Origin of the sequence: Rhodanobacter sp. K2T2 (assembly GCF_013408815.1) — a bacterium.
Taxonomy (GTDB): Bacteria; Pseudomonadota; Gammaproteobacteria; order Xanthomonadales; family Rhodanobacteraceae; genus Rhodanobacter.
Map to the genome: position 1 here is coordinate 221,360 of NZ_JACCCA010000007.1, position 19,018 is coordinate 240,377.

Annotated in this window: 19 protein-coding genes; 9 read left to right on the plus strand and 10 right to left on the minus strand. The window is 62.9% G+C overall.

The window, feature by feature from the left end; genetic code table 11:
* Nucleotides 1-61: 61 nt before the first annotated feature.
* Entirely contained in the window at nucleotides 62-895 is an 834-nt protein-coding gene (locus tag HDE78_RS13230) for a creatininase family protein (protein ID WP_345776062.1), read from the minus strand.
* A gap of 404 nt (nucleotides 896-1,299) precedes the next feature.
* Here HDE78_RS13230 and HDE78_RS13235 point away from each other — a divergent pair, with 404 nt between their 5' ends.
* Nucleotides 1,300-1,665: a PadR family transcriptional regulator gene (locus tag HDE78_RS13235; RefSeq protein ID WP_179480207.1), complete on the plus strand. Its 366-nt coding sequence runs from the start codon at nucleotides 1,300-1,302 to the stop codon at nucleotides 1,663-1,665.
* The gene (locus HDE78_RS13240; RefSeq protein WP_179480209.1) at nucleotides 1,662-2,606 is read left to right on the plus strand and encodes a sensor domain-containing protein; all 945 of its coding nucleotides are present in this window, start codon (nucleotides 1,662-1,664) and stop codon (nucleotides 2,604-2,606) included. The genes HDE78_RS13235 and HDE78_RS13240 overlap by 4 nt, the downstream gene beginning before the upstream one ends.
* Nucleotides 2,607-2,651: 45 nt before the next feature.
* Here the strand turns inward: HDE78_RS13240 and HDE78_RS13245 are convergent, their stop codons facing one another.
* From HDE78_RS13245 to HDE78_RS13260, 4 genes are all read right to left on the minus strand, one after another.
* A complete protein-coding gene (locus HDE78_RS13245) occupies nucleotides 2,652-4,223 on the minus strand; it encodes a DUF1800 domain-containing protein (RefSeq protein WP_179480211.1) in 1,572 nt (523 codons plus the stop codon).
* A gap of 68 nt (nucleotides 4,224-4,291) precedes the next feature.
* Nucleotides 4,292-5,494, minus strand: a complete 1,203-nt coding sequence (locus HDE78_RS13250; protein ID WP_179480213.1) for a DUF1501 domain-containing protein — start codon at nucleotides 5,492-5,494, stop codon at nucleotides 4,292-4,294.
* An 81-nt stretch (nucleotides 5,495-5,575) separates the two neighbouring features.
* Nucleotides 5,576-7,144 carry a DUF1800 domain-containing protein gene (locus HDE78_RS13255; protein ID WP_179480215.1) on the minus strand — a complete coding sequence of 523 codons (1,569 nt, stop codon included), beginning with the start codon at nucleotides 7,142-7,144 and terminating at the stop codon, nucleotides 5,576-5,578.
* A gap of 204 nt (nucleotides 7,145-7,348) precedes the next feature.
* Nucleotides 7,349-7,636, minus strand: a complete 288-nt coding sequence (locus HDE78_RS13260; RefSeq protein ID WP_179480217.1) for a hypothetical protein — start codon at nucleotides 7,634-7,636, stop codon at nucleotides 7,349-7,351.
* Between the two features lie 148 nt (nucleotides 7,637-7,784).
* On the opposite strand from HDE78_RS13260, the gene HDE78_RS13265 reads away from it, so the two are divergent.
* On the plus strand, nucleotides 7,785-8,393 hold the full coding sequence (locus HDE78_RS13265; protein ID WP_179480219.1) for a class I SAM-dependent methyltransferase: 609 nt from the start codon (nucleotides 7,785-7,787) through the stop codon (nucleotides 8,391-8,393).
* 69 nt (nucleotides 8,394-8,462) lie between these two features.
* On the opposite strand, the gene nth is transcribed toward HDE78_RS13265, so the two are convergent.
* Nucleotides 8,463-9,104, minus strand: a complete 642-nt coding sequence (gene nth / locus HDE78_RS13270; protein WP_179480221.1) for an endonuclease III — start codon at nucleotides 9,102-9,104, stop codon at nucleotides 8,463-8,465.
* A 10-nt stretch (nucleotides 9,105-9,114) separates the two neighbouring features.
* On the minus strand, nucleotides 9,115-9,741 hold the full coding sequence (gene rsxB / locus HDE78_RS13275; RefSeq protein ID WP_345776063.1) for an electron transport complex subunit RsxB: 627 nt from the start codon (nucleotides 9,739-9,741) through the stop codon (nucleotides 9,115-9,117).
* Between the two features lie 133 nt (nucleotides 9,742-9,874).
* Here rsxB and HDE78_RS13280 point away from each other — a divergent pair, with 133 nt between their 5' ends.
* Complete coding sequence (locus tag HDE78_RS13280) at nucleotides 9,875-10,570, plus strand: NAD(P)-binding domain-containing protein (protein WP_179480223.1); 696 nt, start codon at nucleotides 9,875-9,877, stop codon at nucleotides 10,568-10,570.
* A 179-nt stretch (nucleotides 10,571-10,749) separates the two neighbouring features.
* Here the strand turns inward: HDE78_RS13280 and HDE78_RS13285 are convergent, their stop codons facing one another.
* Both HDE78_RS13285 and metG read right to left on the minus strand, forming a co-directional pair.
* Complete coding sequence (locus HDE78_RS13285; RefSeq protein WP_179480225.1) at nucleotides 10,750-11,571, minus strand: hypothetical protein; 822 nt, start codon at nucleotides 11,569-11,571, stop codon at nucleotides 10,750-10,752.
* Between the two features lie 51 nt (nucleotides 11,572-11,622).
* Nucleotides 11,623-13,761 carry a methionine--tRNA ligase gene (metG, locus tag HDE78_RS13290; RefSeq protein ID WP_179480233.1) on the minus strand — a complete coding sequence of 713 codons (2,139 nt, stop codon included), beginning with the start codon at nucleotides 13,759-13,761 and terminating at the stop codon, nucleotides 11,623-11,625.
* Nucleotides 13,762-14,013: 252 nt separating this feature from the next.
* Between metG and HDE78_RS13295 the strand changes: the two genes are divergently transcribed.
* Genes HDE78_RS13295 through HDE78_RS13305 form a run of 3 tightly spaced genes read left to right on the plus strand, consistent with a single transcriptional unit; the run spans nucleotide 14,014 to nucleotide 16,591 of the window.
* A complete protein-coding gene (locus HDE78_RS13295; protein WP_179480375.1) occupies nucleotides 14,014-15,105 on the plus strand; it encodes an MFS transporter in 1,092 nt (363 codons plus the stop codon).
* A gap of 29 nt (nucleotides 15,106-15,134) precedes the next feature.
* On the plus strand, nucleotides 15,135-15,800 hold the full coding sequence (locus HDE78_RS13300) for an HAD family phosphatase (RefSeq protein WP_345776064.1): 666 nt from the start codon (nucleotides 15,135-15,137) through the stop codon (nucleotides 15,798-15,800).
* A complete protein-coding gene (locus HDE78_RS13305; RefSeq protein ID WP_179480235.1) occupies nucleotides 15,797-16,591 on the plus strand; it encodes a DeoR/GlpR family DNA-binding transcription regulator in 795 nt (264 codons plus the stop codon). Before HDE78_RS13300 ends, HDE78_RS13305 begins: the two co-directional genes overlap by 4 nt.
* 103 nt (nucleotides 16,592-16,694) lie before the next feature.
* Here the strand turns inward: HDE78_RS13305 and HDE78_RS13310 are convergent, their stop codons facing one another.
* Nucleotides 16,695-17,165: a DUF2147 domain-containing protein gene (locus tag HDE78_RS13310; protein WP_179480237.1), complete on the minus strand. Its 471-nt coding sequence runs from the start codon at nucleotides 17,163-17,165 to the stop codon at nucleotides 16,695-16,697.
* 159 nt (nucleotides 17,166-17,324) lie between these two features.
* Here HDE78_RS13310 and apbC point away from each other — a divergent pair, with 159 nt between their 5' ends.
* On the plus strand, nucleotides 17,325-18,419 hold the full coding sequence (gene apbC, locus HDE78_RS13315) for an iron-sulfur cluster carrier protein ApbC (RefSeq protein WP_179480239.1): 1,095 nt from the start codon (nucleotides 17,325-17,327) through the stop codon (nucleotides 18,417-18,419).
* Complete coding sequence (locus tag HDE78_RS13320; protein WP_179480241.1) at nucleotides 18,416-18,955, plus strand: NADPH-dependent FMN reductase; 540 nt, start codon at nucleotides 18,416-18,418, stop codon at nucleotides 18,953-18,955. The genes apbC and HDE78_RS13320 overlap by 4 nt, the downstream gene beginning before the upstream one ends.
* Nucleotides 18,956-19,018 lie beyond the last annotated feature (63 nt).

The following is a 19,018-nucleotide window of genomic DNA, read 5'->3' on the forward strand; positions in this document are numbered from 1 at the left end:
GCGTGTCCTGTTCTGGTTTCGTCGAGTGTCGATGATAGGGAAATGGCCGGCCTGCGCGAGATCAGTGGCCGACGGTTTCTTCATGGATCGCCGCGACCGTGCGAGACACGATCGCATCGGTGCCCAGTTTACCAAGCTGCGCGGAGGAGCGACGCGGATCGCCGCCATAGACTCCATCGACGGCGCCTGGTTTCACGGCATGTCGCAACACATCCAGCCGGACCATCTGCGGCGCCACGGCCAATTGCAGCGAGGTATCGGCCATGCCTGCATGAGTACCGATCTCGTCATCGTGAAAACCGTGCTGGCGCAATATTTGCGCAAAGCCCGTCGAACTGCTTTCGTAGTAAGCGGGAGGCACGAACGCGCGCACCCTGGTCTGCGCCCATGCTTTATTAAGCTCAGCCACCACCCGCTTGAGGTCGTTCTGGTAGCCGCCGTGATCACCCAGGAACACGATGTCGCGAAAACCATGCACCGCAAAACTGTTTGCGACGGACACCAGCATTTGCTCGAACGTCGAGTCAGGGATGGTGATTGTGCCGGGGAAGCGCATATGCGCAGTGGGCGGCGCATAACCACCCTCCGGCACATAGGCCACTACCGGTGCCACTAGCGCATTACCCAACTGCTGAGCGATTTGTTGCGACAGCCATGCCGCCCGCGCATTGTGCTTGCCCAACGCGACGTAGGGCCCGCTCTGTTCGGTGCCACCGATTGGTATGATGACGGTGGTCTTGCCCGCTGCAATCTGGGCGCGCAGCTCGGTCCAAGTGAGATCTTGAAGTTGCACCGTGTGCGGGGCCTGCGCGCGGGCTAGTTGCGCCAGCAAGAGCAGCAGCGAGAAGGCGAAGATCTGTCGACACGAAAAGCGGGGCAGGGGAGAGTTGGGCACGGCGACATGATGGTTGAAGAACGGTACCGCGAACAGTGGAACAGTGATGTGTCGTTGCGCAAGCCCGGGTACCAGACCCGCTCCCCCCCATCGGTACAACGACCTCGGCGCCTCTAGCGCCTGCTCCAGCCTGGGAAAGCTCTCGTCAAACTGCTGCCTAGGTCAGCACTTATCCGACATCAACTGTTCGCAGCGCCACTGCAAAAGGGGTATGGGCCAATCCACGTGCCGGCGCCCGCTCGCACATGTGTTTACGCGAGTCTGAAACCCATATCTGTAAAACGCCCACACCCATTGGTTTCATGCCCACAAGACTTTGCCGGAACCATGACTTCAGGCCCATGTACTAGTGTTAACTAAGTACTATTGTTTACTCACGACTAAGTAGCCGTGCAGGTAAGTCCATGGATGACCTCGTCAGCCAGTTGAAGAAATTCCAGAAGGAGCTTTCCAGCGGCACGGTTTCGCTGGTGCTGCTGGCGGTGCTGAGCCAGTCGCGCCAACCGATGTACGGCTATCAGATTGCCAAGCGGCTGGAAGAAACCGGCGAGGGCGTGCTGGCAGGCAAGCAGAGCGCGCTGTATCCGGTGCTGCGCAATCTGGAAGCGGCAGGCCTGCTTTCCAGCGAGGTCGAGCCGTCGGTCAGCGGTCCGCCGCGTCGTTATTACCGCATCACCAAACCAGGGCGCGAGGTGCTGCGCGAGTGGGTCGCGGCATGGAACGCCACCCGCGATTCCGTCGATAACGTTTTGCAAGGAGGGGTGTCATGAACTCGTCGTCGCCAGGTTCACCGCGCACGATCGTCGAATATCTCAATCAGTTGCGCACTGCTTTGCGTGGCGCCGATCCGGCGTTGATCCAGGATGCGCTGTACGACGCGGAAGAGCACTTGCGCGCCGAACTGGCCGATCAGCCGGGCCGCAATGAGGCGACCATGCTGCAACACGTCGTCGGCAGCTACGGTGCGCCCGATGAAGTGGCCGATATCTATCGCGATCAGGAAATAAAGATCCAGCGTGCGATTCGGCCACCGCCCGTACCGCGGCGGCGGTCTCTGGCGGGACGCTTCTTCGGCGTGGCGGCCGATCCGCGGACTTACGGCGCGCTGTTTTATATGCTGCTGTCCTTGGCCACGGGCAGCCTCTATTTCAGCTGGGCCGTCGTCGGGCTCTCGCTGTCGCTCAGTTTGTCGATATTGATTATCGGCATTCCCTTCATCGTGCTTTTCTTCAGCAGCGTGCGCGGCTTGTCGCTGCTGGAAGGTCGCACGGTAGAGGCTCTGCTCGGTGTACGCATGCCGCGGCGGCCGGCATATCCCGCGCAGCCCGGGCAGTCGCTGTTCAAACGCATCGGCACGATGTTCACCGATGCGCGCACCTGGACCACGTTGTTCTACATGCTGCTGATGCTGCCGCTGGGTATCGTTTATTTCACCCTGGCCGTGACCCTGCTCGGCGTGTCCTTGCTACTCGTTCTCGCACCCGTCGCACTCGCGATTCAGGACACCGGCGTTGCCAATCTTTTCGTGGATGGCCGTCTGATGATCGACTGGGGTTTCGGCGCGCACGTGCCGGGTTGGGGCGAGGCGATCGTTCTATCGTTCATCGGCTTTCTGTTGATGTTTATATCGCTGCATCTCGTTCGCGGTTTGGGTCGGCTTCACGGTCAGCTCGCCAAGCATCTGCTGGTACAACGTTCTTCGCCCGAATGACGCGCTGTACTCCAAGTGGATAGCTAGAACGAACGTATTACCGGATCATCGGTAATTGAGATCCGGCGACGCCAGCAAAAAGCTGTTCCACTCCTGCTGCGAGTTGGCCTTGGCCAGCGCATCGTGTGTGGCCGCAGACAGATAGGGCTCGATCGTGTCGTAGTAGAGGCGCGTGGTCAGCATCGGAAAACCGGCAGCGCGCGCGGTGCTGCCGGCCGGCGTGAACAGCAGGTTGTTGCCGTTGCCGATCGCGCGTGCGATGTCGAAGCGCTGGGTCAGCTGGCCGGAGCTGGACCAGCTGGCGCCGTCCAGCGGCCAGCCATCGGGCGTGATGCGGCCGAACAGCGGCTCGTCCAGCTGGTTGAGCCAATAGACCAGCGGCAGCGCATTGGCGATGGGCTTGCCATCGAAAGCCAGGCGCACCGACGAGACAACGAAGCGCATCGGATCGTCGAATTTTGCATCGTGGCGTTTCGGGTCGGTGCCGGCCACCCATTCGCGCGACTCGATCATGGTGCGCATCACCTTCGCGATATCGCCGCCGCTACGCTGGAAGGTGTGCGCCATTTTCTTCACCAGCGCCGGTGGCGGATTGTCGGAGACGAAATACTCGGCCAGTTGGCGCGAGATGAATTCGCCGCACGCCGGTTGTTGCACGATCAGGTCGACGGCCTGGGTTACTTCGTCGAAGCCGCTGCCCTTGATCGTATGGCCGAGGAACACTTTGTCGCTGAAATCGTGCCGCTGCGGGTTGAACTCGAACAGCCCGTTGCGCACCACCAGCGGCGCCATCTTCGGATTGAATTTTTCCGGCTTGCCGTTGGTCGGCGCGATGCCGACGCCGGAGAGGATCAGCGCCAACTGCTGCACGTCCTGCTGCGAATAGCCCGAGCCCACGCCCAGCGTGTGCAGCTCCATCAGCTCACGCGCGTAGTTCTCGTTGACGTGCCCTTTGGCGTTCTGATTGTTGTCGAGAAATTCCAGCATCGCCGGGCTTTCCAGCGTGGCCATCACCAGATCGCGGAACTTGCCGAGCGCGTGCGGACGAATGGCGTTCTGCGTGTAATCGCCCAGCTCCCAGCGCACGCGTCCTTTCGGCGCGTAGACGCTGAAATGGTTGAGCCAGAACCACACCAGCTGCTCCTTGAGCTGGTTCGGCCCATAGACGGCCTGCAGTAGTTCGGCCTGCTGCGCCTGCTGCTGCAGCTGGTTGCCCATGTCCTGCAGATTCTTTTTCGCGGCGACCTGATCGGGGCCGTCCGGCATCGTTTTGACGTGCTGCTGGGCGGCGTCCAGCTCCATCAGCAGCTGCTGTGGCGGCGTGGCGATGGCCTGGTAGCCGTCGAGCAGCGACGCGATGGGTGGCGGCAGTGAATCATTGATGTGGTCCGCGAGCTGCGCATCGAGCAGCCCGTTTCGACCCAGGTCGCGATAACGCGTTACCGCGGCGGTATCCAGGCCGAACCCGTCGCGGCGCAGCCAGGTGATGTCATCGGGCTTCAGCGGCGCCGTGCCGCGCGCGCTGGCGATGAGAGGAGCGAGCAGAACGAGGCATGCGCCGATGCGCAGGCGGGAAATAACAAGGCGTTTCGAAAGGGCGATTCGTTGGGGTTGCATGCAAGGCGTTTCCTGTGAAATCCATTTAGAGTCGTCGCGCCGCTCAACGAGCGTGCGCGACGTCGCACTCAGACCAGCTGCAGATCGCGCGGCTTTGCGCCGGGGAACACCGTCTGCATGCGGTTGCCCTGCAGCCCCCACAGGCGGCCGAGCAGGCCGGCGAGCACGTCGCGATAATTGTTCAACACCTGATAGTCGCGGTTCTGCAAGAGATTTTGTTGGGTCACGGCGATCTGTTCACCGGCGATGCGGCCACCGTTGACCTTGCCGCCGAGCACCCAGTGCACGGTGCCGTGGCCGTGGTCGGTGCCCTTGTCGCCGTTTTCGCGGAAGGTGCGGCCGAACTCGGAGACGACCACGACCGTGGTGTTGTTCCACTCGTCGCCCAGCGCATCGGCGTAGGCGGCCAGGCCGTCGCCGAGATTTTTCAGGTTATTGGCGAGGCCGCCGGTGACGCTGCCCTGGTTGACGTGGGTATCCCAGCCGCCGACATCGACAAAGCCGAGCTTGTACTGATCGCGCATCATGGTGGCGATGCGCTGCGTCTCAGTGGCGAAGTTGCGTGCGCTCGGTGCGCCGCGGCCCGCTTTGGCCATTTCGTCCATCAGATCCTTCGACACCGTCTTGCGTAGCTCCAGGCCGTCGGCCGTGGCGGAAGCCAGCGGGGTGCCGCGATACATGTCGGTGAGGATGGCCGACTGCCGCGCGTCGAACGAGGAGGCGGTATTGCCGCGCAGCGAAATGTTCGGCACGTCCTTGGCCGCGCCCTGCAGGCTCAGCGGCAGGTCGTTGGTGAAGGCGATGGTCGGCACGCCGGTGAGCTGGCCGGACAGTCGCGCGAGAAAGCCGGAACGGTAGTTGCCGGTAGCACCCGCTGCCTGGCCGCGCTCAATGTTGTCCTGCGTTTCGAAGTGGCTGCGCGAGAGATCGTCGGTGCCGGCGAATGGGATGAAGGCGACCTGTTTGCGCTGCCATAGCGGATAGATCGAATCGCGCAGCACCGGGTTGAGCCCCCAGTGGGCATCCAGCGCAATGGCACTGTTCGCGTTGCCGACGTCGGGCTTGGCGATGGCCAGGGTAGGCCGCGACTCGTAGTAGAAGTCGCTGCTGTAAGGCACCAGCAGGTTGTTGCAGTCGTAGCCGCCGCGCAGAAAAACGAACAGGAAGCGCGGTGAGCTGGCGGGCGCCGCAAACAGCTTGCCGGAGAAGGACAGCGTCGGCAGCGCGACGGCCGCCGAGGCGGCAGCGAGCAGAAATTCACGACGGTTCATAAGCACCTCGACTCAGTGGGTGTTCTGGAAATAACGCAGCGTTGTTGCATTTGATAAGCATCGAAATAAGTCGTACCCGGCTCATCGGTAATTGAACTCCGGCGAGGACAGCACAAACGTATTCCATTCTTCCGGTGACGTGGCCTTGCTCAACGCGGTGCGCGTGTTAGGCGATAGCATCGGCTCGATCGTCTGCTGATATACGGTATTGTTCATGACCGGCGGATCGACTCGCGCTGGCGGCGCATCGCCGACGGCGAAGAGGCGGTTTTTTCCGCTACCGATCATATGCGCCACGTCGAAGCGTTTGGCCATCTGTCCGGAACTCGACCAGTTGCCGCCATCCAGCGGCCAGCCGTCAGGCGTGACGCGGCCGAAGACCGGCTCGCCCATCTGGTTGAGCCAGTTCACCAGCGGCTGCGCGTTGCCGATCGGCTGTCCATCGTAAGCCAGCCGCATGGCGGAAACCAGAAACTGGGTCGGGTCCTTGAACTTTCTGGCCTCATGGGCCGAGTTCAGGCTGGCCGTCAGCGCTTTGGACAGAAACATCGTGCGCAGCACGGAAGCGATATCGCCGTCGGTGCGCTGGAACGTCTTCGCCATGGCATCGACCAGCGCGGCGGGCGGCTTATCGGCCACGAAATACTGCGCGATCTGTCCTGACACGAATGTCGCGCAAGCCGGCTGCTGCACGATCAGGTCCACGGCCTGCGCGATTTCGTCCGCGCCGCGGCCCTTGATCGTGTGGCCAAGAAAAATCTTGTCGCTGAAATCGTGCTTGTTGGGGTTGAAGACGAACAGGCCGTTGCGCACCATGCCGGGCGATTGGCGATGGAAAAAGCCCTGGTCCGCGCCATCCCCCTTGCCGAGGGCCAGGCCGGCGCCGGTGAGGATCAGCGTCAGCTGCTGCACATCCTGCTGGCTGTAGCCCGAGCCGACGCCCAGCGTATGCAGTTCCATGAGCTCGCGCGCGTAGTTCTCGTTGGTCTTGTCCTTGACGTTTTTTGCGTTGTCGAGAAACTGCAGCATCGCGGGGCTTTCCAGCGTCGCCAGCAGCAGATCCTTGAACTTGCCCAGTGCGCGGGGGCGAATCACGTTTTCCTCGTAGTCGGCCGCACCGATGGCGACGCCGCCTTTGGCCGCATAGACGCTGAAGTGATTGAGCCAGAACCAGACCATTTGCTCTTTCAGCTGGTCGGTGCCGTAAATGGCACGTAGCAACTCGGTTTGCTGAGCCTGCGTCGCCAGTTCGCGGCCGTGGATGCGCAGCGCTTTTTTGGCGGCAATCTTGCCATCGCCGTCCGGCATCGCCTGAATGCCCTGTCGAGCATCGCGAAACTGCACTGCCAGTTGGCTGATGGGGGTGTCGATGGCCTCGTAGCTCTGAATCATCGAAGCGACCTCGGGCGGCAGCGCATTGTCGCGGCGGTCGGCAAGCTGTTCATCCAGAAACCGTACGCGGCCAAGCTTTCGGTAATCTGACAATTCGGCCGAGTCGATACCGAAGCCGATCCGCTGCAGCCAGGCGATGTCTTCCTTCCCGAGCGGCTGTTCGCTCGACAGCGCGGGCGTGGCGGCCAGCACGCACAGCGTAGCGACTGCCAGCGCGGGCCATACCTTGCGTACCCGAGTGCCTGTTTTCGAGACCATGCCGATGCCCACGCGAGACGACGAAAGCGCCGCCGGAAGGCGACTTGTTTCCTATCAACGTATGAAATCGTGGTCGGCTGACTCGCCAACGAAAATAAAACGATTGTGTTGGCTTGGATTCACCTGGCGCGTCGCGAGAACTACCCAGCTGGGCAGTTATTTATGATCGAAGCGCGCTGCGCGTTTTTGCGACGCCGAGCCGCGTCAAAACTCGTCGACGAACTCGATGCCCGCTTCCAGTTCGTAGGCCACCGCTTCGGCGCTGCCGCGCACGGTGTCGGCGACTTCGTCGGTCGGCGTATCCACTTCGATGCAGTAGACCTGGCCTTCGCTGTCACTGACCGACTCGCTGGAGCTGGAGTCATCGCGCATCATCGGCATCAGATCGTCGACTTCTTCCACATGCTCGACGTCGTTGATGCCATGCAGTGCGGCGATGACCGAATCGGCGCTGGCGCGGCTGCCGATCAGACGAAAACGGACCATGGGCATAAGGGATTCCTTCGGCAAGATTCAGAACATGATGCTGACAAGCCGCACGCATACGCGAGGTGATGTCTTCGCTATTGGATACCATATGCGCCAGGCGGGCGTTTCCCTGCATCGCCCATCGCCGCGCCTTATCACCCGAGAACCGACCATGCCGAAGACCTACGATCGCGATTATTTCGACAAGTGGTATCGCGACCCGAAGCACGCGGTGGGCTCGCCTGCCGAGCTGAAGCGCAAGGTGGCGATGGTGGTGGCGCAGGCGGAGTATTACCTCGGCCGGCCGCTGCGCAACGTACTCGATGTGGGCTGTGGCGAGGCGACTTGGCGTGCGCCGCTGTTGTCCTTGCGGCCAGGCGTCGCGTATCGGGGTCTCGATGCGAGCGAGTACGTGGTTGCGCGTTACGGCCGGCGCCGGAATATCGGGCTGGCGCGTTTCGGGCAGTTGGAGCAGCTGCGCTTCGATACGCGCTTCGATCTGATCGTTTGCACCGATGTGCTGCACTATCTCAAGCCGGCGGAAATTCGCGCCGGCCTGGTCGGTATCGGCGAGATGCTGGAGGGTATCGCCTTCCTCGAAGTATTCACCCGTCGCGACGATGTGGCCGGCGATCACCATGGCTTCGTCTCGCGCGCGCCGTCGTGGTATCTGCGCCAGTTCGGCGAGGTCGGCCTACTGCCCTGCGGTTCGCACTGCTACCTGGGGCCACGGCTGGAGCGCCACATCGCGGCGCTGGAGCGGGCGCAATTGCCAGTTTGATGAACGGGGAACAGGGAACGCGGAACAAAAGCTTGAGCTCGCCGTGATCCGCTCTTTCCGTTCCCCGTTTTACCGCTTCTCCACTGTCTTGTCCTTGAACCGACAAAGATCGCGAATCACGCATTGCGGACAGTCCGGCTTGCGCGCCTTGCACACATAGCGGCCGTGCAGGATCAGCCAGTGGTGGGCATCCATCTTGAACTCGTCCGGGATCACCTTGACCAGCTTGTCTTCGACCGCGCGCACGTCTTTGCCGGGCGCCAGGCCGGTGCGATTGGCGACGCGAAAGATATGCGTATCGACCGCCATGGTCGGTTCGCCGAACGCGGTGTTGAGCACCACGTTCGCGGTTTTGCGGCCTACTCCGGGCAGGGCTTCCAGCGCTGCACGGTCGCGGGGCACCTCGCCGTCATGCCGATCGATCAGCAGCCGGCATAGCGCGATCACGTTTTTCGCTTTGGCATTGAACAATCCGATGGAGCTGATGTAGCGCTTCAGGCCGTCTTCGCCGAGATCGAAAATGGCTTGCGGGGTGTTGGCGACCGGATAGAGTTTCTTGGTCGCCTTGTTTACGCCAACATCGGTGGCCTGCGCCGACAGCACCACCGCGACCAGCAGTTCGAACGGTGTGCTGTACGCCAGTTCGGTGGTGGGGTGCGGATTGAGTTCGCGCAGGCGGGTGAACAGCTCGATGACGTCGGCGCGCTTCATGATTCACTTTTCATGGGTTGGTGGTCGGCTTTTTGGCTTTGGCGCGGGCGAGCGCTTCGAGCACCGGATTGCGTTGTGCGACGCGCTCCCCCACGGCGGCCTTGTGCGCCGCCAGCTCGGCGTCACGCTGCCGGCGCTGGCGTTCCAGTCGGGCTTCGCGCCGCTGGAAGTGCTCGCGTGCGGCATCGGCATGGGCTTGATCGATCTGTGTCGCAGGCATCGGCAGCAGCACGATGCAGTCGACCGGGCAGGCGGGCACGCAAAGTTCGCAGCCGGTGCAGTCGTCGGCGATGACGGTGTGCATCACTTTGGATGCGCCCACGATCGCGTCCACCGGGCAGGCCTGGATGCACTTGGTGCAACCAATGCAATCGGCCTCGACGATGCGCGCCAGCGCACGCGGCTTCTCGACACCGTGATCCGGGTCGAGCGGTACGATCGGTCGATTCAACAGCGAGGCGAGCCGCTCGATGCCTGCTGCGCCACCGGGCGGGCATTGATTGATCGATGCTTCACCGCGCGCTATGGCTTCGGCATACGGTCGGCAGCCGTGGTATCCGCACTGCTCACACTGCGTCTGCGGCAGGATCGCATCAATGCGGTCGGCGAGCGTTTGGAAAGAGGATTCGATGTTCACCGTCGCATTGTAACGACGGGCGACCTGCTGCGATGCATGTATAGCCGCTTGCCTGCCTGTCTATCGGCGGGTTGAATCGCCGAGCGATCGCCGCATGTATTCGGTACACCCTTCGCCAGATCGAGGAATCATCATGAAAATAGGCATCATCGGCGCCGGCCAGATCGGCGGCACGCTGGCTCGACGTTTCACCGAGCTCGGCCATCAGGTTTCCATCGCCAACTCGCGCGGACCGGCCTCGTTGGCCGACGTGGCGGCAAAGACCGGCGCGAAGGCCGTGACCGCCCACGAAGCGGCGCGCGCGGGCGACGTGGTTGTCGTGACGATCCAGCAGTCGCGCATCCCGGAGTTGCCCAAGGATCTGTTCGCCGGCGTACCCGACAGCGTCACGGTGATCGACACCGGCAATTATTATCCGCGCGAGCGCGACGGCCGCATCGAAGGTATCGAGGGCGGCCTGATCGAGAGCCGCTGGGTCGAGCAGCAGTTGGGTCGGCCGGTGATCAAGGCGTTCAACAATATCTACGCCAAGAGCCTCGGCGACAAAGGCACGCCGGTGGGCACGCCGGGACGCGTGGCGCTGCCGGTCGCGGGCGACGAAGCGGCTGCCAAGGCCGCCGTGCTGAAGCTGGTCGAGGAGCTGGGCTTCGATGCCATCGATGCCGGCGGCCTGGATGAGTCGTGGCGCCAGCAGCCCGGCACGCCGGTCTACTGCAAGGACTACGACGCGGCCGGCGTGCGCAAGGCCTTGTCCGAAGCCAGCCGGCAGCGCACGGCGCAGTGGAGCGGCACCGAAAACAGCCCGGGCACGTTTGAATCACCGGCGTGATTGCGCAGCAGCTTCATAAAATAAAAGCCGGCGGCCTCGAAGCAGCCGGCTTTTTATGGAAAGCGATCAGCGGACGGCGGCGCGCGACGTGACCGTTTCATAAGCTGCGCTAGCCGATGTGTGCGAATGACTTAAGCGGTCCCTTCCTTACCGAGCGTCGAAACGCCTGACGGGTGATTTCATTCCAGCGGTTTCAACGCCTTGGGCACTGGATACGTTTTGCCGTCGTAACTCAATCGATAAGCCGGTTGATCCTGCTTGCTGATCTTCTGCTGGCAATCGCCGTTCTTGCCCACCGAGGCCGTGGTGCTGGAGGCCTTTTCGGTCACCAGGATATCGGCGTAGCCATTGTGCGTAGCCGCGTCCATGGCGAGCGTGCGGTGGGTTTCGTCGAACGTCCCCGCGCATTGGGTATCCCATTCACCGCCGTTCTTGCGGGTAACTATCCCGTCAAGCACAGGGCGCAGCCTGTCGTGGTCAACCATATAGAGCGACAGATCCACTTCTCCGAAGGGATCGGGGCGAGAACTCCCCTCGAGGCTGATGCGCAGCCCGAAAGCCGACTGATCCGGCGTGAGTCGATAGCGCGCGGTATCGAACTGGATGTCGGCGATGCGAACGGCGTCGTCATTCATGCGCGCATGCAGGCGCAGTCTCGACTGGACCTTCAGCGAGTTTCGATCGATCACCAGCACATCGAGATCGCCCTCGTTGCCGTCGTCATCGATCTTGGTCATCAGTGGCACGGCCACCAGCAGCCGTTGCGGGTACGCGGGCCACGCGCGGCAGATCAGCGCGTGGGGGTCATCACCTGAAGCGTCGGCCGTGGGCAGCGTGATACTGGCATCGCCCACGCGGAAGCTGTCGGCTGAAGCTTTTGCCCCGGGGTAGGCCTGCTGCACGATGGTGGCGGCCTTGTTGCCGCAGGTGTCTTCGGCGTGCGCGATTGGGGTTCCGAGCAGCAGGGCGGCGACAATCAAAAAGCACTGTGTCTTCAGCATGCGCATGACTTCCTGTGTGGCTAATGCGACGCAACGAAAGCCTGATGCCGCTCAGCGGACAGTGGCACCCGGCGCGGCGCCCTGGTCGGCATCGAGCAGAAACAGATCGCTGCCACCGTCACCGGCGGAAAGAATCATGCCTTCGGACAGGCCGAAGCGCATCTTGCGCGGCGCGAGGTTGGCGATGAAAACCACGTTGCGGCCGACGAGTTTTTCCGGCTCGGCGTAGGCGGCGCGAATGCCCGAGAAGATCTGGCGCGTGCCGAGGTTGCCGGCGTCCAGTGCGAAGCGCAGCAGCTTGTCCGAGCCTTCCACGAATTCGCAGGCGGTGACTTTGCCGATGCGCAGATCGAGTTTGGCGAAATCGTCGATGGAAACGGTCGATGTCGCCGCGGCGTCGCCGCTGGTGGGCTGGTTGTCGTTCATGGGCTTGCTGGATTCCTTGGGTTTTTTAGTCGGCGCGCCCTTCGCTGGCGGCTCGCTGGAGGGAGCGCCCAGCGATTCCTTCGAGGCTTCGACCATAGCTTCGACGTGTTTCGGATCGATGCGGCCGAGCAGCGACTCGAACGGCTGGATCGTGTGGCCGAACAGCGTACGGCGCGCATCGTCGAAGCTGCCGATCGGCGCAGCGAGGAACTGTTCGGCAGCGGCAACGGTTGCCGGCAGGATCGGCTTGAGCAGTCCGGCCAGCAGGCGAAAGCCATTCAGCGCCAGCGTGCAGACCTGCTGCAGTTCGTCGCGACGGCTGTCGTCTTTCGCCATCAGCCACGGCGCCTTGGCCGCGATGTAGCCGTTGACCAGATCGGCGATGGTGACGAAGCGGCGAGTGACCTCGGCAAATTCGCCGGTTTCGTAAAGCTCGTCGACGCCGTCGTAGTGCGCCAGGAGGGTTTGCCACAGCGCGGATTCTTCGGTGCCGAAATGATCGGCCAGCTTGCCGTCGAAGAATTTCTGCACGAAGCCGGCGGTGCGGCTGGCAATATTCACCCACTTGCCGATCAGGTGCGAATTGACGCGCTCCTCGAAGGCCTTGAGGTCGAGATCCACGTCGACCGGCGCATCGCTGAGCATGGTGGCAAAGTAGTAGCGCAGGAATTCCGGATGCAGGCCCGCATCGAGATACGTGCGGGCCTTGATGAAGGTGCCGCGCGACTTGGACATCTTGGCGCCGTTGACCGACAGGTAGCCGTTGACGTGCAGCGCCGTCGGCGTGCGCAGCTGCGCACCGTGCAGCATCGCCGGCCAGAACAGGCCGTGGAAATTGATGATGTCCTTGCCGATGAAGTGGTGCATTTCGGCCGTGCTGTCCGGCGCCAGAAAGTCGTCGAACGTCAGCCCGGTCCGGTCGCACAGCGCCTTGAAGCTGGCGAGGTAGCCGACCGGCGCATCCAGCCACACATAGAAAAACTTGCCCGGCGCATCGGGTATCGGAAAGCCGAAATACGGCGCGTCGCGCGAGATGTCCCAGTCCTTCAGGCCGCCGTCCAGCCACTCCATCAGCTTGGCCACCACGCCGCTGTTGGCGACCGGCTTGCCGGCAGTGAATTTGCCGCCGAACCAGTCGCGCAGCAGCGGTTCGAACTTGGACAGCTCGAAAAAGTAGTGCTCCGAATCACGCAGCACCGGCGTGGCGCCGGACATCACCGAGTAAGGGGCGATCAGGTCGGTCGGCGCATACGTGGCGCCGCAGTTCTCGCAGTTGTCGCCGTACTGGTCGGGCGTGCCGCAGTTGGGGCACACGCCCTTGATGTAGCGGTCCGGCAGGAACATGTCCTTTTCCGGATCGAACAGCTGCTGGATGCTGCGGCGGGCGATGTAGGTTTGATTTTCCGCGCTGCCGCGCCGGGCGCCGTCGCGCAGTCGCGTATAGATCAGCGAGGCCAGCTCGCGATTTTCTTCCGAATGCGTGGTGTGATAGTGGTCGAAGCTGAAATGGAAGTCCGAAAAGTCCGCTTCGTGACCCGCACGAATGTCGGCGATAAACGCTTCAGGCGACACGCCGGCCTTTTCGGCGGCCAGCATGATCGGCGTGCCGTGCGCGTCGTCCGCTGCCACGAAATGCACCTCGTTGCCCATCATGCGCTGCGCACGCGCCCAGATATCGGTCTGGATATAACCCAGCATGTGGCCCAGATGCAGCGGGCCATTGGCGTAGGGCAGGGCGTGGGTAACGAGCAGGCGACGTGGCATGGCGGTTTTGATGACGGCGATTCGGCAGCGGGAAAGCCCCGAATTATGGCACGCAGGCATGACGGCCGGTGCGGCGTTCCCCTTGCGGGAGCCCGGAATGACTCAACCGAGCGTGCACGATTTGCAATGCATGTTTATGCATGTTTATATATGTTTATGAATATTCTAAACGACGTGGTGCAAGAGCCGTATGAAGCCGTCGGAGGGCGGGCCTTGCAAAAAGCCGCCCTGGCGACGCGCCTGATTTTTCTGATGGCGGGATTTGCGATGGCCAGCTGGGCGCCGATGGTTCCCTACGCCAAGGCCCGACTTCATCTCGACGATGCGGATCTCGGGCTCGTGCTGCTGGCGTTCGGCGGTGGGTCGATGCTGTCGATGCCGGCGATCGGCTGGCTGGCCGGTCGCTACGGCAATCGCCGCGTGATCGGCGCCGCGGGCCTTCTGATGTGTCTGGCTCTGCCGGTGTTGGCGCTGGTTTCCACGCTGCCGTTGCTTGCCGTGGGGCTGCTCTATTTCGGCGCGATGCTTGGCGCGGTGGATGTGGCGATGAACGCGCATGCGGTGGACGTCGAGCGGCTGCAGGGTCGCGCGATGATGTCCGGCTTCCACGGGCTTTTCAGCGTGGGCGGTCTGGTCGGTGCCGCGGGTATGAGTGCGATGCTGGCCAGCGGTCTGCCTTTATTGGCCTGTGCGCTGCTTGTCTCGCTGGCGATAGCGGTCATCGTTTTCAGTCAGCAAGCCAGCCTGCTGCGTGGGGCGGCTGCCACGCGCGGTGCGGCCGCACCGGCGTTCGTCTTCCGCCTTCCCCGCGGATTGCTGCTGCTGGTCGGCATGCTTTGCTTCGTCATCTTTCTGGCGGAAGGCTCGATGCTCGACTGGAGCGCGCTGCTGCTGCGCGACTTTCGCGGTACTGCAGCGGCGTCTGCCGGCATCGGCTATGCGTGTTTCTCAGTGGCGATGGCCGTTGGACGGCTGACCGGCGATCGCCTGGTCGCGTGGCTCGGCCCGGTGTGGACGGTGCGCGCGGGCGCAGCGCTGGCAGCGATCGGTTTTCTCATCGCGGCGTTGCTGCCGTGGAAAGCCACCGCGCTGCTCGGCTTTGTGCTGGTCGGCCTGGGCGCTGCCAACGTGGTGCCGGTGATGTTCAGCGCGGCGGGCCGTTTGCCGGCGAGCGCGCCGGCGGTGTCGATCGCCGCCGTGACCACACTGGGCTACGCCGGCCTGTTGCTGGGACCGGCGTTGATCGGCTTCGTCGCCCACGCAACCACTCTGCCTGCGGCGCTGGCCTGCGTGGCGGCGCTCTTGCTGCTGGTGGCGGCGTCCGCGCGCGTGGTGCGCCGTTGATTTCTTCTTTCTTGCATGGAGTGAATGCCGTGAACGATGCATGGGTCGACGAACCGGAGCAGCCTGCGCCCGATACGGTGATTTTCGATATCGGTGGCGTGCTGATCGACTGGAATCCCCGCTATCTCTATCGCCAGTTGTTCGACGATGAAACGGCCATGGAACGATTTCTCGCCGAGGTATGCAGCCCCGAGTGGAACGAACGGCAGGATGCCGGTCGCTCTTGGGATGAGGCGATCGCGCTCTTATTGGCGAAATTCCCTCGGCAGGCGTCGCTGATCCGCGCTTACCGCGAGCGCTGGGACGAAATGCTCGGCGGCGCCTTGCACGACAACGTGGCCGTGCTCGATGCGCTGCGTCAGCGCGGCGTGCGCGTGTTTGCCTTGACCAACTGGTCGCACGACACGTTCGTCATTGCGCGGCAGCGCTATGCCTTTCTGCAGTGGTTCGAAGACATCGTGGTTTCCGGCACCGAGGGTTTGATCAAACCGGATCCGGCCATCTTTCGGCTGCTGCTGGCGCGCGGTGGTATCGACGCGGCGCGCGCGGTCTACATCGACGATACGCTGCGGCACGTCGATGCAGCGAAGGCGCTCGGCATGCGTGCGCTGCAGTTTCGCGATGCGGCGGGCTTGCGCCGCGAGCTCGCCGCGATGGGCTTGCTGGCGCCCTTGTCGGAGGCGACCGCGTCATGACCACGCCCACGCCCGACGAAGCGCTGCCGCGCGAACGACAGCAGTGGATTCTCGAACGGCTGCGCAGTCATGGTCGCGTGGTGTCGGTGGAACTGGCGCAGACGTTTCGGGTATCGGAGGACGCGGTTCGTCGCGATCTGCGCGAGCTGGCGGCGCAAGGACTGTGCAAGCGCGTCTACGGTGGCGCGCTCCCGCTTTCCGCGGCATCGACGCCGTTGAAACAGCGTCGTCAAGAACATGCCGAGCGGAAGATGGCGCTGGCGCGCAAGGCCGTGACGCTGGTGCGTCAGGATCAGGTATTGCTGATCGATGCGGGTTCGACCAACGCGGCCATCGCCACGGCCCTACCTGAAAATTTCGGCTTGACCGTGGTCACCAATGCACCCGACGTGGCGCGCATCCTGATCGATCGCGAAGGTTTCGAGGTACTGCTGATCGGCGGTCGCATACACGCCGGTATCGGCGCTGCCATCGGGGCGCAGGCGATCAAGGACATCCGCCGCATTCGCGCCGATCTCTGCTTTCCCGGCGCCTGCGCCATCGACGCTGAGCACGGCTTGTGGAGTTTCGACAGCGAAGAGGCGCTGCTGAAGCGGGCCATGATCGAGGCCAGCGGCGAAACGGTGGTGGTCGTGACGCAGGACAAGCTGGGATCGGCCGCGACATATCAAGTTGCCGGCATGGACGAAGTGCATCATCTGGTGATCGAACATGCGGTGGATCGCGCCACGCGCGGGGCGTTGACCGCCAGCGGCGTCACGGTGCATCGGGCGGATGCGGTCAGCGGTTGAAGCCCTGCGATATCGCGCACGCGGAGCCATAAAAAAACCCCATGCCGGATAAAAACATGGGGTCTTTCAGGGTGGATGACCTTTTCAGCGCTGTGGCAGCGAATTATTGCGACAGGCGATACCAGGTCTGCGAGCGGCCGAGCAGCGAGAAGCCGATGTAGCCGCGCACGTCCATTTTCCGGCCGCCGTTGTCGAGCGTGAGCTTGACCTTATAGACCTTGCCGGTTTTCGGGTCGAGAATCTTGCCGCCATCCCACACGTCGCCGTCCTTCTTGACGCCGGACATGATCGTCATGCCTTCGACCGGCTGATCCTTGAGCGCGCCCTCGCACAGCACGCATTTGGGATGCTCGCCGCCGCCTTTGGCGATTTCTTCCGGGGACAGGTTCATGATCTGCAGAACCTTGCCCTGGAGCGTGCCTCCATTATCGGTGATCTCGATGACCGACTTCTGCTTGCCCGAGACATCGTCGATCTGCTTCCATTTTCCGACTGGCGAGTCGGTGGCCGCCATGGCGGTTGCGGCCGCCAGCAACAGGCTGGTGGCGAATGCGATGCGAAACACTTGCTTCATGGTATTTCCTCCCGTACGAAAGCGTATGGATGCAGAGTGACCAGCCGTCGGGAAGCGGTCAAGTTGCACTGCGCAAAGACTGATTTTTCACATATGGCCGGCCTGTATGGCGCCGACTGGCATAATGCGCAGCTGACTCTTTCCGATTGCTTATAACGAATGAATGTCTCTATCGAAGCCCTGGTTCGCCGCGTTCTCGCCGAGCAAACAGATCCGCACACGGGCGCTCCCTTGGTCGACGCCGTACGCGCTATCGGCGTCGATGGCGGCCGCGTTTCCGTCGATATTCAGTTGGGTTATCCCGCTATCGGTGCCGTTGACGAGCTGACCAAACGCGTCCAACAGGTGCTCGAAGCCGAGCCGACCATTGAGTCGGCGGCGGTGTCGATGACCAGTCGCGTCCATGTCCACAAAGTACAGGGCACGCTGGCGCCGCTGCCCAACGTGAAGAACATCATCGTGGTCGCCTCGGGCAAGGGCGGCGTGGGCAAATCCACCGTCTCGGCCAATCTGGCGTTGGCGCTGCAGGCGGAGGGGGCCAAGGTGGGCGTGCTGGATGCGGATATCTACGGTCCGAGCCAGCCGCGCATGCTCGGCGTCAGCGGCAAACCCGAGTCGCCCGATGGCAAAGTCATCATCCCGATGCAGGCGCATGGCCTGTCGGTGATGTCGATCGGCTTCCTGGTCGAGGAAGACACGCCGATGATCTGGCGTGGCCCGATGGTGACCCAGGCGATGATGCAGCTGCTGACCGATACGCGCTGGGAGCAACTGGATTATCTGATCGTCGACCTTCCGCCAGGCACCGGCGATATCCAGCTGACCCTCTCGCAGAAGGTGCCGGTGGCCGGCGCGGTGATCGTCACCACGCCGCAGGACATCGCGCTTTTGGACGCGCGCAAGGCGCTGAAGATGTTCGAGAAGGTCGAGGTGCCGGTGCTGGGCGTAGTGGAAAATATGGCGACGCACGTGTGCTCGAACTGCGGCCACGAGGAACATATTTTTGGCGAAGGCGGCGGTGCGCGCATGGCCGAGCAATACGGCGTGCCGTATCTGGGTTCGCTACCGCTGGATATCCGCATCCGCGAGCAGGCCGATGGCGGTACGCCGACGGTCGTGGCCATGCCGGATTCCGATCTGGCCGCCCGCTATCGTGAAATCGCCCGCAATGCCGCCGGGCGCCTGTCGCGTCAGCCGCGCAACAAGTCGCTGGGGCTGGGCAAAATCGTGGTGCAGGGCGCGCCTGCCGCATGATGCGGCAACGCGTGCTGTGCCTGTCGGGCAGCCTGCGCCGGATCTCGACGAATACGGCGGTACTGCAGGCAGCGCAGCAACTGGCGCCGGACACGCTCGAACTCGAGTTATATACCGGTCTTGGCCGCTTGCCGCTGTTCTGTCCGGATGACGACGTCGAGCCGTTGCCGGCCACGGTACAGGCGTTGCGCAGTGCGGTAGGTCGCAGCGATGCGCTGCTGATTGCCTGTCCCGAATACGCCCATGGCGTGCCGGGTGCGTTCAAGAACCTGCTCGACTGGCTGGTTGGCAGCCTGGAGTTTCCGGGCAGACCGGTGGCACTGCTGAATACCTCTGGCCGTGGTTCGTTTCATGCGCAGGTCGCCTTGCGCGAGATCCTGCGCACGATGTCTGCGCAGTTGCTGGAGTCAGCCTGTATGACGGTGCCGTTGTCGGGCGCAGGCTGTGAGGTCGGGGCGATCCTGGACAACCCGGCGCGCTGCGCCGAATTGCGTGGCGTCCTGGCCGCGCTTGCCACGGAACTGTCCAGTGGGTGATGCCCAAGGCGCATTGCGCGGCCCGTGCCGTGGTATTTTGGGCACCTTTGGCCGGGTTCGTGC

Coding starts and splice junctions, on each gene's coding strand:
- HDE78_RS13255 (WP_179480215.1), bottom strand. CDS start 7,144: ATGGTCTCGAAAACAGGCACTCGGGTACGCAAGGTATGGCCCGCGCTG.
- HDE78_RS13240 (WP_179480209.1), top strand. CDS start 1,662: ATGAACTCGTCGTCGCCAGGTTCACCGCGCACGATCGTCGAATATCTC.
- HDE78_RS13310 (WP_179480237.1), bottom strand. CDS start 17,165: ATGAAGCAAGTGTTTCGCATCGCATTCGCCACCAGCCTGTTGCTGGCG.
- HDE78_RS13260 (WP_179480217.1), bottom strand. CDS start 7,636: ATGCCCATGGTCCGTTTTCGTCTGATCGGCAGCCGCGCCAGCGCCGAT.
- HDE78_RS13265 (WP_179480219.1), top strand. CDS start 7,785: ATGCCGAAGACCTACGATCGCGATTATTTCGACAAGTGGTATCGCGAC.
- nth (WP_179480221.1), bottom strand. CDS start 9,104: ATGAAGCGCGCCGACGTCATCGAGCTGTTCACCCGCCTGCGCGAACTC.
- HDE78_RS13295 (WP_179480375.1), top strand. CDS start 14,014: ATGGCGGGATTTGCGATGGCCAGCTGGGCGCCGATGGTTCCCTACGCC.
- apbC (WP_179480239.1), top strand. CDS start 17,325: ATGAATGTCTCTATCGAAGCCCTGGTTCGCCGCGTTCTCGCCGAGCAA.
- HDE78_RS13245 (WP_179480211.1), bottom strand. CDS start 4,223: ATGCAACCCCAACGAATCGCCCTTTCGAAACGCCTTGTTATTTCCCGC.
- HDE78_RS13280 (WP_179480223.1), top strand. CDS start 9,875: ATGAAAATAGGCATCATCGGCGCCGGCCAGATCGGCGGCACGCTGGCT.
- metG (WP_179480233.1), bottom strand. CDS start 13,761: ATGCCACGTCGCCTGCTCGTTACCCACGCCCTGCCCTACGCCAATGGC.
- HDE78_RS13285 (WP_179480225.1), bottom strand. CDS start 11,571: ATGCTGAAGACACAGTGCTTTTTGATTGTCGCCGCCCTGCTGCTCGGA.
- HDE78_RS13320 (WP_179480241.1), top strand. CDS start 18,416: ATGATGCGGCAACGCGTGCTGTGCCTGTCGGGCAGCCTGCGCCGGATC.
- HDE78_RS13235 (WP_179480207.1), top strand. CDS start 1,300: ATGGATGACCTCGTCAGCCAGTTGAAGAAATTCCAGAAGGAGCTTTCC.
- HDE78_RS13250 (WP_179480213.1), bottom strand. CDS start 5,494: ATGAACCGTCGTGAATTTCTGCTCGCTGCCGCCTCGGCGGCCGTCGCG.
- HDE78_RS13305 (WP_179480235.1), top strand. CDS start 15,797: ATGACCACGCCCACGCCCGACGAAGCGCTGCCGCGCGAACGACAGCAG.